Below are 11895 nucleotides of genomic sequence, written 5' to 3' on the forward strand. Positions count from 1 at the left end.
GCGCGGCATGCCGTCGGGCCGGGCCGCGACAGCCAAGGGGCCCTTCCTATGAATGTGTTCGCGCTGACCTTCGCCCTCATGCTGGCCTTGATACTGGCTGAGTTGTTCATCCTGAAGTTTGCGCGCGGCCAGGCCATACCGTGGAAGGAAGTCGTCTTCAACCTGAACTCCGGCCACATCCTGGTGTGGGTGTTTCGTGGTGTCGAATTGCTGGCCTTCGGCATGGTGCTCAAGCATTTGAGCTTTCATTGGATCGGCCAGTGGCCGGCACTCTGGCAGTGGGTGTTCGCCTTCATCGCCTGGGACTTCTGCTTTTACTGGATGCACCGCCTGCACCACAAGCTGCCGCTGCTCTGGGCGGTGCATGTGGTGCACCACCAGGGACGGCATTTCGGCCTGTCCCTGGGCATGCGCAACTCCTGGTATTCGTCGCTGACCAACTTCCCCTTTATTGCCGGGCTGGCGGTGCTCGGCGTGCCGCTGGAGATTTTTGTCGGGGTTTCCTCCGTTCATTACGGTGTGCAGGTCTACAACCATAACGCGCTGGTCGGCAAATCGGGTTTTCTTGACCGCATTCTGGTGACGCCGTCCAACCACCGGGTGCACCACGGCACCGATCCCGCCTACATCGACCGCAACTTCGGGGGCACCTTCCTGGTGTGGGACAAAATTTTCGGCAGCTACCAGGCGGAGCGCGACGACATTCCGATGCACTACGGCGTGACCGCCGGCGCCGGCGGCGCACCCAGCCACAACCCGCTGTGGGCCAGCAACGCCGGTGCTTTTCTCTGGCTGCGCGCGCGCTTTCCCAGGCTGGCGCACCGCGCGAGCCTTTCGCTGCCCGGGCCATACATCGGCCTGGCCGGCGTGCTGCTGTTCGGCGCGACCATCTACTACGTCAACCACGCACTGGCCTGGGCGGTGGTGCCGCGCGTCGCGCTTTTTTCCGGCCTCTTTTTCGGCACCCTGGCCATCGGCGGCATGTCTGACGACAAGCGATGGGGCCTGGCCGCCTGGGTGCTGGTCACGCTGGGCATGCCCGCGCTGTTTGCCCTGCATGGCGGCCTCGGCAATCCCTGGGCCATGGCCTTGCTGTTGCTGTTGGGGCTGCACGGCCTGGACGGCGCGCGGCGGCTGGCGCTTGCCGCGCCATCAAACCACCGGGCCCGGGAGTCCTCATGAGCACGCACCATGAACCGAACGACGGACCCCGCCCCTTGATCGCATCGCGGCAGGCCTTTTCCAGACCCCGAAGCCGCGCCTCGGCGTCCCGCTCCACACCCGCTGAAAGCAACTCCACACCATGCCCAATGTTCTTATCCTGAGCGGCCGCGCGCCTGTCGCGCTTGACCACGCACGCCGCTTCGCGCAGCAGGGCTGGACAGCCTATATCGGCGACAGCATCCCGTGCCGGCTGTCCAGCTGGTCGCGCGCCGTGGCCGGCAAGGTGGCGCTTGCGTCACCGCGCGCGGACGCCGGCGGGTTTGTCGCCGGTTTGAGGCAGGCGATCACGCGCCTGGGCATCGACCTCGTTGTGCCGACCTGCGAAGAAGTGTTCTACCTGTCCCGCCACCGCGCCGCCCTGCCGGCCTCATGCCGCCTGGCGGTTGATGATTTCGACAAGCTGCGGCTGCTCCACAGCAAGTGGGAATTCCAGGCATTGGCGCAAAGCTGCGGCGGCAACCCGCCGCCCAGCGGCGTGGTGCGCACGCTGGACGAGGCCCGTGACTGGGTTCGTGCGACAGGCGGCGCCGGCGCCGTGCTGAAGCCCGAATTCTCCCGCTTCGGCGTGCACGTGCGGCTTTACCCGCAAGGCATACCAGACGACGCGCCGCCGCTGGCCGCCCAGGGCCAGTGGGTGGTGCAGCACCATCGCGCCGGGACTGAGCTGTGTTCCTACAGCATTGCGGATCGCGGCCGCTTGCTGGCCCATGCGGTGTACCGGCCGGCTTACCGTTTGCGGCGCAGTTCGAGTTACTACTTCGACCACCACAGCTCGCCGGCCATTGAGGCTTTCGTCGGCCGCCTGGTCGCGCGCATCGGCTTCACCGGCCAGATCTCTTTCGACTGGATTGACGGCGGCGGCGACACACCCTCCGTCATCGAATGCAACCCGCGCGCCATCAGTGGCCTGCACCTTTTTGATTTCGCGGATGCCGTGCCCGCCGCTTTGACCGGCGAGGCGACGGCGTGTGCCATGCCCACCGCCACGCGCGCGCGCATGATCGCCCCGCTCATGCTCAGCGCCGGGCTGCTGCATGCAAGAAGCAGCGGCACCTGGTCTCAATGGCGCGCCGACTGGCACCGGGCCGACGACGTGCTGATGCGGGATGGCGACGCTTTGCCCTTGGTTGGCGGCCTGGTCGACACCGGTTCGTACGCGCGGCTGGCAATCCAAGGCGGCCACTCCCTGCGCGAAGCCACCTCGCGCGACATAGAGTGGGACGGCGAGGAACTGACGGCGGTATGAGCGCGCGACTTCGGGGGCGCGCAGGCGGTGCAATACCGGCGGGCGCTCAAGGCCGCCGCCCCATGAGGGCCTGATCCTTCAGTCCACGCGCAGCCTGCGCGCCTTGCGGGTCTTCCACCAGCGCGAAAGATGCACCTTCAGGTCGTGGCGCGGGTGCGTGATGCGCCGGATCGCGCTCACGTAGTCGAGCGCCAGCCCCGGCGTCCAGGCCATGGACTCGGCGCGCACGCGGGCGCTGCCGGCCATCCAGACGTCGGGATGCAAGGCAAGCCGCAGCAGGGTCCGCCAGAAGGGCTTGTCCGCGAAAACACCTTCCATGGCCGCGTCCACGGCCTGCGTGACCACGACGGAGCAGTTGCGATGGGTGAGGTTGTAGGTGTCGTCCTGGCGGTACACGTCCCAGAAGGCCTGGAGGTAGCGACGGTTGTAGACGCGGAAATGCAGCTTGTGCGTGGAAGGACGGGTCGCCGCGGCCTCTTCTGCGTAGGAGGGCAGCCAGACACCGGGATGGTCGTTGCCGGAGGTGGCACGCAGGTGGTCTACCAGGTTGGCCTGTGTGATGGCCAGGCGGACCCGCGGGTGGTGGCTGATGTAGAGGCCGTCCTCGCATTCAAGCGCGATATGGCCTGTCGATACACGGCCCTTCTTTGTCATGGAGGCGATGTAGCGCTCGATCAGCGGAAGGCGTATGCGGTCCTTGTCGTCGTCCACCGCATCGACCGCCGTCCAGACATGCACGATCATGTGCCCGGCGGCGGCATTCGCGGCCAGCGTCTCGGCCGTGGCCGGCGCCGCATCGGGTTGCAGCACCCGGGTGCCGCTGTAAAGCTCGACGGCCGCCAGCCGCGAGCCGCGCGGCAGGCGCCTGAGCCGCCAGGCGCCGCGCATCAGGATGTGGCCGCCCGCGATCAGCGCCAGGCCCGTGCACAGCGACACATTCATGCTCGAGGGCACCGGCCAGTTGGTCAGCATCAGCAGCGCCATGACCAAGTAGGCCCAGCCTATCAGGTTGGACTTGCGCCAGCTCGGGTAGCGGATCAACCAGCTGGAGGCGATGCGGACCAGGCCGTTGAAGGTGAAGGCGGCACCGAACAGGATGCCGGCAGCGATCGAGTTGTCCCAGGGGAAATCGAGCACCAGGCAGGCGAACACCACCATGGCCGCGCCGCGCAGCATCTCAAAGCTGCGCCGCTCCCGCGCGTGGGTGGCGCCCACCACCAGATCGACCACACCCTGGGCCAGCAGCACCGCGCCCAGTACCCAAGTGGCCACGTCGGCCACGCCATCGACCAGGTCAACGAGAAGCAGCATGCCGAAGAGGGCGGTCAGCACACCCGCCGCCATGAAAACTTTCCAGCGCTTGACCAGCGCATCACCGCCAAAAAGAATCAACGCAAGTCTGAACATATTCTTCTTCTGCTTTGCCGACGCGCCGTCGCCCCAAGGCGGCCGGCGCGGCCGGGCTTCACTTCAAGGCCGGGAAATCCACCACATAGGCATCCATGGGCAGGGCCGCTCGCTGCGGGCCCTGCTGGGGCAGCGGCTGGACGAGCACCTTGCCCTGCTCCGTGGCATCGGTGGCCAGCCCCTTGACGACAAAAGCGTCGATCACATAAGGCAGGCCCTGGGACGACAGCGGGCCCATGCCGTCCGACACATGGAAATGCAGGTGCGGCGCCGTGGTGTTGCCCGAGTTGCCGAGCAACGCCAGCACCTGGCCGCGCTTGACGCGGTCGCCGACGCGCACCTTGAGCGAGCCGGGTTGCAGGTGGGCGTAGAACGCGTAGTAGCCGCGGCCCAGGTCCAGCACCACGTGGTTGCCGGTGACGTTCTGCATGGTGGTGTCGGGCGGCAAGGCATTGGGCACGCGTTCGGGCAGGCCGTCGAGCACGGACACCACCTTGGCGTCGGCCACGGCAATGGCCTTTTGCCCGTAGGTCGGCCAGTTCTCGTTCTTGTTGCTGTCGCCGTTGCTTTGCTGCGAGTTCGCGTCCAGCTTGATCCAGTCGATGGCAAAGCGCTGGCTCACATACAGCACGCCGTTGACGGGAATGCCGGCGCGCCGGTGCGGGACTTCCTTGCAGCAGCCGTTAAAAGCCACCCAGCCCGTCCCTTCCAGCGGCGGGCCTATCAGCGGCGCGGGCCGGGTGCTGAGGGCCACCGCGGCGCCGGTCTGCGTGGTCTGGACCGTGCCTTCGCTCGCGGGTTTGACGGCGGCCGTGAGCTTGACCTCGGCGCCGGCCGTCACCACGCGGTGCGACAGCGTTTTGGGCAGGGGCTGGCCGGGCTCCAGCACCACGTCGATCCAGAAGAAGCCGGCCTGGGCCGCGTCCAGGCTGTCGGTAGCGGCGCCGCCCAGCAGCGAGAAAGTGCGCGCCACGTCGGCGCCGGACACGCTGGCCAGCACTTTGGCGGAGCCGGCGTCCAGCACTTCCAGCGACACCAGCTTGACGGGCACGGCGCGCGCATTGATCACCTGCAGCTCGTAGTCGATGTGCACGCGCCCGTCGGCGCCGAGAAACGGCACGGGGCGCGAGGCGGCGCTCAGCAGCACAGGGGTGTTCTGGTCGCGCGCGCCGGCAAATTCGAGCTGGTCCAGGCCCGCCCCGGGCCCGGCCGCCATCGCCTGAAAACTGCCGGCAAACATGAGCGAGGCCAGCAGGAGCATGAAAAAGCACCGCATGCGATCCTCCTTGTGATGGGCCGGTCATCATAGCGCCAAGCCCCCCGCAGAGCGGACGTAAAAAAGCCCCGCAACAGGGCTGCTGCGGGGCTTTTCTGTGGATGGGTCAGCGGCTGTAGTAAGGGGCGGGCTCCGCCGGCTGCGCGGCCACGGGCGCGGGCGGCGGCTTGGGACCGTAAACAGCGCCGTCGTTGGTGCGCAGCACATTGCCTTCCACCGTCACGCGGCTGCCCACGCTGGGGGCGCGCGCCACTTCCACCATGCGCTGCGAGCCGTCTTCCATGCGCACGCCGACCTGGTAGACGGTTTCCTTGCGCATATGGCCTTCGATCGCGTTGCCGGCAAAACCGCCGCCGACCGCGCCCAGGATGGTGGCCGCGGTGCGGCCGCCGCCATGGCCGATCTGGTTGCCGAGCACGGCGCCCAGCACGCCACCGGCGACAGCACCCGCGCCGACACCGGCGGGTTTGGTGGAGCGTTCAACGGGCGTAACCGATTCAACGGCGCCGCACACATGGCAGACCGCGGCCACGGCCACCGGTGCGGGCGTGGGGCCGGGCGCGGGCGAAATACCGGCGTAGCTGGGCGCGGGCGCCGGCTTGGGCGTGGGCTTGGCCACCTTCTTGGCGGGAACGGGGGCGGGTTTGGCGGGGGCTGCGGCCGGTTTTTCGGCCAGGTCGTCCGCGGCGCTGGCGCTGCTGCTGGCCGCAGCCAGGGGGGCGGCCGCTTGCGGCGCTGCCTGCGGTGTCGCCAGCGCCACCGGCGGCGTGGGGGCGCCGACCGGGTTGCGCATCTGGTAAATCATGGTGCCGCCCATGGCCAGGACGGCGACGCCCAGAATGCCGACCGCGGCCCACAAGGGCTTGCTGGCCGACGAGGCCTGCTGGCCGGGCTGGAGGTTTTCAGTGGATGTGTTCATGGCAATTCCCTCTATTGAGATCAGATCGCTTGTTCAACGTTTCCCATGCCGTGAAAGTAAACACGCTTTGGCAAGCGGCTGTGTATTTATGTAAACGCCGCTTATTCTGCGGCAAAGTCGCCGTAAACGCGAATGGCGGCGGCCATCCTGGAAGTTGTTGTTCCAGGAGGGTTTTTGAGCAGCTCTAGAGATTCGGTGCCAGCAGGCGCTGCAATTCGTCCGCCTTGAGGCCACGCCGCTGCGCCAGGTCCTGCAGCTGGTCGTCGCCTATCTTGCCGACGTTGAAATAGGTGCTTTGCGGGTGGCTCAGGTAAAAGCCGCTGACGCTGGCCGCCGGGGTCATGGCCAGGCTTTCGGTCAAGGCCATGCCGATCTCGCCGGCCTTGAGCAGTTCGAACATCTCTTTCTTGACGCTGTGGTCCGGGCAGGCTGGGTAGCCGGGGGCCGGGCGTATGCCCTGGTATTTTTCGGCGATCAGCGCCTCGCCGTCCAGCGATTCGGCCGGCGCATAGCCCCACAGGTCCTTGCGCACGCGCTGGTGCAGGCTTTCAGCGAAAGCCTCGGCCAGGCGGTCGGCCAGTGCCTTGAGCATGATGGACGAGTAGTCGTCGTGGTCGTCGAGGAAGTATTTTTCCTTCTTCTCGGCGCCTATGCCGGCGGTCACGGCGAAGACGCCGATGTAGTCGGAAACACCCTTGGGCGCGACGAAATCGGCGAGGCAGCGGCTGGGCCGCATCACGCCGTCGATCGCGGTCTTTTCGGTCTGCTGGCGCAGGCCGTACCAGGTCATGGCCACTTCGCTGCGCGTCTCGTCGGTGTAGATCTCGATGTCGTCGCCCACACTGTTGGCCGGGTACAGCGCCATCACGCCGTTGGCGGTGAGCCAGCGGCCTTCGATGAGGCGCTTGAGCATGCGCTGCGCGTCGCCGTACACACGCACGGCCTCGGTGCCCACCACCTCGTCTTTCAGGATGGCCGGGAAGGGGCCGGCCAGGTCCCAGGTCTGGAAGAAGGGGCCCCAGTCGATGTAGTGCGCGAGCTCGGCCAGGTCGAAGTTCTTGAACACGCGCCGGCCTGTGAACTTGGGCACCGGCGGCGTGTAGCCGGCCCAGTCCATGGGCGTGGCATTGGCGCGCGCCTTGGCCAGCGGCCACATGGGCACCTGCTTTTTGTTGGCGTGCTGGGTGCGCACCTTGTCGTAGTCGGCGTAGAGCTCGTCGATGTATTTGGCCGCCTGGTCGGAAAGCAGGCTTTGCGCCACGCTGACGCTGCGCGAGGCATCGGGCACATAGACCACCGGGCCTTCGTAGTGCGGCGAGATCTTGACGGCCGTATGCACCCGGCTGGTGGTGGCGCCGCCTATCAGCAGCGGGATTTTTTTGATGCGGAAATGCTCGTCCTTCTGCATTTCGGCGGCCACATACTGCATTTCTTCCAGGCTGGGGGTGATCAGGCCGGACAGCCCGACGATGTCGGCGCCCTCGACCTTGGCGCGCGCCAGGATCTCGTGGCAGGGCACCATCACGCCCATGTTGACGACCTCGAAGTTGTTGCACTGCAGGACCACCGTGACGATGTTCTTGCCGATGTCGTGCACGTCGCCCTTGACGGTGGCGATGATGATCTTGCCCTTGGTCTTGACGTCGCCGCCGGCGGCTTCGAGCTGCAGCTTTTCGGCCTCTATATAGGGCAGCAGGTGAGCCACGGCCTGTTTCATCACGCGGGCGCTCTTGACCACCTGGGGCAGGAACATCTTGCCCTGGCCGAACAGGTCGCCGACCACGTTCATGCCGTCCATCAGCGGGCCTTCGATGACGTGCAGCGGCCGGCCGCCTTCGGCCAGGATTTCGCGGTACATCTCCTCGGTGTCTTCGGTGATGAACTCGTTCATGCCGTGGACCAGCGCATGCGACAGGCGCTGGCGCACCGGCAGGGCGCGCCATTCGTTTTTCTTGCTGTCGTCCTTGGCGCCGCTCTTCGCGGTTTCGGCCACTTCGATCAGGCGCTCGCTGGGCGTGAGCTCGGGCTCGCCGGGTTTGTAGACGGGCGTGCGGTTAAGCACCACGTCCTCGACGCGCTCGCGCAACACCGGGTCCAGGTCGTCGTAGACGCCGACCATGCCGGCGTTGACGATGCCCATGTCCATGCCGGCCTGGATCGCGTGATAGAGAAATACGGTGTGGATGGCTTCGCGCACCGGGTCGTTGCCGCGAAAGCTGAAGGACACGTTGGACACGCCGCCCGAAACCTTGGCGCCGGGCAGGTTCTGCTTGATCCAGCGCGTGGCGTTGATGAAGTCGACCGCGTAGTTGTTGTGCTCCTCGATGCCGGTGGCAATGGCGAAGATGTTGGGGTCGAAGATGATGTCCTCGGGCGGGAAGTCGAGTTCGTCGACCAGCACGCGGTAGGCGCGCTCGCAGATTTCGATCTTGCGCTCGTAGGTATCGGCCTGGCCTTTTTCGTCGAAGGCCATCACCACGGCCGCCGCGCCGTAGCGCTTGAGCAGCTTGGCCTGCTGCTTGAAGGGTTCCAGGCCCTCTTTCATGGAAATCGAATTGACGATGCCCTTGCCCTGGATGCAGCGCAGGCCGGCCTCGATGACGCTCCATTTGGAACTGTCGATCATGATGGGCACACGCGCGATGTCGGGTTCGCTGGCGATCAGGTTCAGGAAGCGCACCATGGCGGCCTGGCTGTCCAGCATGGCCTCGTCCATGTTGATGTCGATGATCTGCGCGCCGTTTTCCACCTGCTGGCGGGCCACCGCCAGGGCCTGTTCGTATTCGCCGTTCAGAATCATCCGGGCGAAGGCCTTGGAGCCGGTGACGTTGGTGCGCTCGCCGATGTTGACGAACAGGGTGCCCGCGCCTATGTCGACCGGCTCCAGGCCGGACAGCTTCATGGGGGGAACGGAGACGGAATTTTCAGTTTCGGACACGGACTCACCTTGGGACTAAGGTGAGCGTCGTTGCAAAAGGCCGCCGCCGGCGACCTGTAACCCAAGCCTGACGGACGCTAAGGTCCGCTGCAACGCTCCTTGGGTAGCCGGTATTTTAAGCGCTGAAGCCCTGTTGCGCCATTTCCCGGTGCGAAGCCCCGGGAAATGGGGCGCATGCTCAATCCAGCTTGATTTTGGCCACCTTGATCAGGCGGCCATAGTCGGCATGCTCTTTCATCACCATATAAGCAAAATCCGCCGAGGTCATGGGGCTGGGCGTGGCGCTCATGCGCGCGAACTTTTCGGCCGTGTCGGGCGTGTTGAGCGCGGCGGCAAAAGCCTTTTGCAGCTGGTCCGTCGTGGCTTTGGGCAGGTTGGCCGGGCCGAAGATGCCGAACCAGGTGCTGATGTGGAAACCGGGCAGCACGTCATTGATGGTGGGAATCTCGGTGAAGCTGCTGGAGCGGTTGATGGTGGTCACGCCGAAGGCCACCAGCTTGCCCGACTTGATATTGGCGCTGGCCGAGGCCAGGTTGTCGAACATCAGGTCGGTCTGGCCGGACAGCAGGCTGGCCTGCGCCTGGGCCGAGCCGCTGGAAGGCAGGTGCACCACGCTGATTTTGGCCAGGCTTTTGAACAGCTCGCCGGCAAGGTGGCCGGCGCTGCCGTTGCCGCCCGAGGCATAGTTCAACCGGCCGGGGTTCTTGCGCGCATAGGCGATCAGGTCCTTGGTGTCCTTGATGTTCAGGCGCTTGGCCGTCTCGGCGTTCATGACCAGCACATTGGGCACACGGGCCACCAGCGTGATGGGCGTGAAGTCCTTCAGCGCGTCATAAGGCATGTTGGGATAGAGCCAGGGGTTGATGGCATGGGTGGCGACCGCGCCCATGACCAGCGTGTGGCCGTCGGCCGGCGCCTTGGCGACCAGCGCGGCACCCACATTGCCGCCCGAGCCGGGGCGGTTGTCGACCACCACTTCGGTCTTGAGCATGGGGCGCAGCTTGTCGGCCAGGATGTGCGCGGCGTTGTCCAGCGGGCCGCCGGCCGGATAGGGAACGACGATGGTGACGGGCTTTTGCGGCGCCAGCTGCGCCTGGGCCGCCAGGGTGACGGTGGCCACGGCGAATGCCGCGGCGATCTTGATGAATGAACGCACGTTCAGGTTTCCTTTGTGATGATGGGTTGTCAGGCCGCGGGCGGCTGCGGGACACAGCGCCGGAAAGTGAAAAGCCAGGCCGGACAAGCGGGCCTGACTATAGCCGCTAAACGTGACGCGCCCGGTCAGGTACCGCCTGGATACTTTGTAACGGCCGGGCCGGAAAGAGACGCAGTGAAGCGACCGGGGTGGCCCTCAGGCGGCTTCTTTGTAGAAAGCGCCGCGCTGCCGCGAGCGTGCGGCCACGGGGGCCACGGCATGCGCGATGGCGCCTATGTGGTCCGGCGTGGTGCCGCAGCAGCCGCCCACGATGTTGACCAAGCCTTCGTCGGCGAACTCGCGCAGCAGGCGCGAGGTGACGTCGGGCGTCTCGTCGAAGCCGGTGTCGCTCATGGGATTGGGCAGGCCGGCGTTCGGGTAGCAACTGATGAAGGTGTCGCCGGCCACGCGGGCCAGTTCCTGGATGTAGGGGCGCATCAGGGTGGCGCCCAGCGCGCAATTGAGGCCTATGGCCAGCGGCGCGGCATGGCGCACGCTGTGCCAGAAGGCAGTCACGGTCTGCCCGCTCAGGATGCGGCCCGAGGCATCGGTCACGGTGCCGCTGATGATCAGGGGCAGGCGCTCGCCGGAGTTGTCGAAGTACTCGTCGATGGCGAACAGCGCCGCCTTGGCATTGAGCGTGTCGAAGATGGTCTCGACCAGCAGAACGTCGCTGCCGCCCTTGACCAGGGCCTCGGTCTGTTCGTAGTAGGCCTTGCGCAGCTCCTCAAAGCTGGTGTTGCGCGCGCCGGGGTCGTTGACGTCGGGGCTGATGCTGGCCGTCTTGGGCGTGGGGCCCAGGGCGCCGACCACAAAACGCGGCTTGTCGGGCGTGGAGAACTTGTCGCAGGCGGCGCGGGCGATGCGGGCCGATTCGTAGTTCATCTCGACGGCCAGGTCGGCCATGTCGTAGTCGGCCTGGGCCACCGTGGTCGCGCCGAAGGTGTTGGTTTCGATCATGTCGGCGCCGGCGGCCAGGTAGCCTTCATGGATGTCCTGGATCACGTCGGGGCGTGTGAGGCTCAGCAATTCGTTGTTGCCCTTGACGTCCTTGTGGAAGTCCTTGAAGCGCTCGCCGCGGTACTGGGCTTCGCTGAGCTTGAAGCGCTGGATCATGGTGCCCATGGCGCCGTCGAGGATGGCGATGCGTTGTTCCAGGATGGCCGGCAGCTGCTGCCCGCGGGTGTAGGTGATTGGCTTCATGCCCCGATTTTAAGATGGGCTCCGTTTTGCGGCGGACTTTCCTCGACAATAGGGGTATTGCCCTGAACATGAAAAACTTTCAACCCAAAGAAGCCTGGACCTGGCTGCAGTCGCATCCCGACGCGCTGTTCGTGGACGTGCGCATGGAAATCGAGTCGCTGTACGTGGGCCGCCCGCCGGGCGTGGTCAATGTGCCGTGGTACGAGTACCCCGACCTGCAACCCGACGCGCAGAAGTTCGCCGAGGCCGTGGCGCGCGAGGCGGCCGGCAAGGCGCAGCCGGTGCTGCTGATCTGCCGATCCGGCAAACGCACGCTGGACGCGGGCAAGGCGCTGGAGGCGGCCGGCTTCACCGACGTGCAGCATGTGGTGCACGGCTTCGAGGGCGAGCTCGACGAGCAGTTCCAGCGCTCCACGCTCTCGGGTTGGCGCTTTGACGGCCTGCCCTGGGAGCAGATGTAGGCCCCGCTTCCCCGGCTTGCCCGGCC

Annotated in this window: 9 protein-coding genes and 1 riboswitch; of the genes, 3 read left to right on the forward strand and 6 right to left on the reverse strand. The window is 66.1% G+C overall.

Annotated features, from left to right (window positions below):
* The first annotated feature begins 48 nt into the window (after positions 1-48).
* Together AC1D09_RS16405 and AC1D09_RS16410 are read left to right on the forward strand one after the other, a co-directional pair.
* Positions 49-1182, forward strand: a complete 1134-nt coding sequence (locus AC1D09_RS16405) for a sterol desaturase family protein (protein ID WP_477664205.1) — start codon at positions 49-51, stop codon at positions 1180-1182.
* 121 nt (positions 1183-1303) lie between these two features.
* The gene (locus AC1D09_RS16410) at positions 1304-2470 is read left to right on the forward strand and encodes an ATP-grasp domain-containing protein (protein ID WP_477664206.1); all 1167 of its coding nucleotides are present in this window, start codon (positions 1304-1306) and stop codon (positions 2468-2470) included.
* Positions 2471-2548: 78 nt separating this feature from the next.
* On the opposite strand, the gene AC1D09_RS16415 is transcribed toward AC1D09_RS16410, so the two are convergent.
* The 6 genes from AC1D09_RS16415 to AC1D09_RS16440 all read right to left on the reverse strand — a co-directional run bounded on the left by AC1D09_RS16415 (position 2549) and on the right by AC1D09_RS16440 (position 11408).
* Positions 2549-3877 (reverse strand): HdeD family acid-resistance protein, encoded by a 1329-nt coding sequence (locus AC1D09_RS16415; RefSeq protein ID WP_477664207.1) that lies wholly within the window; start codon positions 3875-3877, stop codon positions 2549-2551.
* A gap of 58 nt (positions 3878-3935) precedes the next feature.
* Positions 3936-5153 carry a M23 family metallopeptidase gene (locus AC1D09_RS16420; protein WP_477664208.1) on the reverse strand — a complete coding sequence of 406 codons (1218 nt, stop codon included), beginning with the start codon at positions 5151-5153 and terminating at the stop codon, positions 3936-3938.
* 106 nt (positions 5154-5259) lie between these two features.
* Positions 5260-6072, reverse strand: a complete 813-nt coding sequence (locus AC1D09_RS16425) for a glycine zipper 2TM domain-containing protein (RefSeq protein ID WP_477664209.1) — start codon at positions 6070-6072, stop codon at positions 5260-5262.
* A gap of 184 nt (positions 6073-6256) precedes the next feature.
* The gene (gene metH, locus AC1D09_RS16430) at positions 6257-9010 is read right to left on the reverse strand and encodes a methionine synthase (protein WP_477664210.1); all 2754 of its coding nucleotides are present in this window, start codon (positions 9008-9010) and stop codon (positions 6257-6259) included.
* 15 nt (positions 9011-9025) lie between these two features.
* A riboswitch (S-adenosyl-L-homocysteine riboswitch) is annotated at positions 9026-9117 on the reverse strand.
* Positions 9118-9188: 71 nt separating this feature from the next.
* Complete coding sequence (locus tag AC1D09_RS16435) at positions 9189-10166, reverse strand: Bug family tripartite tricarboxylate transporter substrate binding protein (RefSeq protein ID WP_477664211.1); 978 nt, start codon at positions 10164-10166, stop codon at positions 9189-9191.
* 195 nt (positions 10167-10361) lie between these two features.
* Positions 10362-11408 carry a homocysteine S-methyltransferase family protein gene (locus tag AC1D09_RS16440; protein ID WP_477664212.1) on the reverse strand — a complete coding sequence of 349 codons (1047 nt, stop codon included), beginning with the start codon at positions 11406-11408 and terminating at the stop codon, positions 10362-10364.
* Between the two features lie 68 nt (positions 11409-11476).
* Here AC1D09_RS16440 and AC1D09_RS16445 point away from each other — a divergent pair, with 68 nt between their 5' ends.
* On the forward strand, positions 11477-11869 hold the full coding sequence (locus AC1D09_RS16445) for a rhodanese-like domain-containing protein (protein WP_477664213.1): 393 nt from the start codon (positions 11477-11479) through the stop codon (positions 11867-11869).
* Positions 11870-11895 lie beyond the last annotated feature (26 nt).

The sequence above is a fragment of the Polaromonas sp. P1_A2 genome (assembly GCF_056406895.1).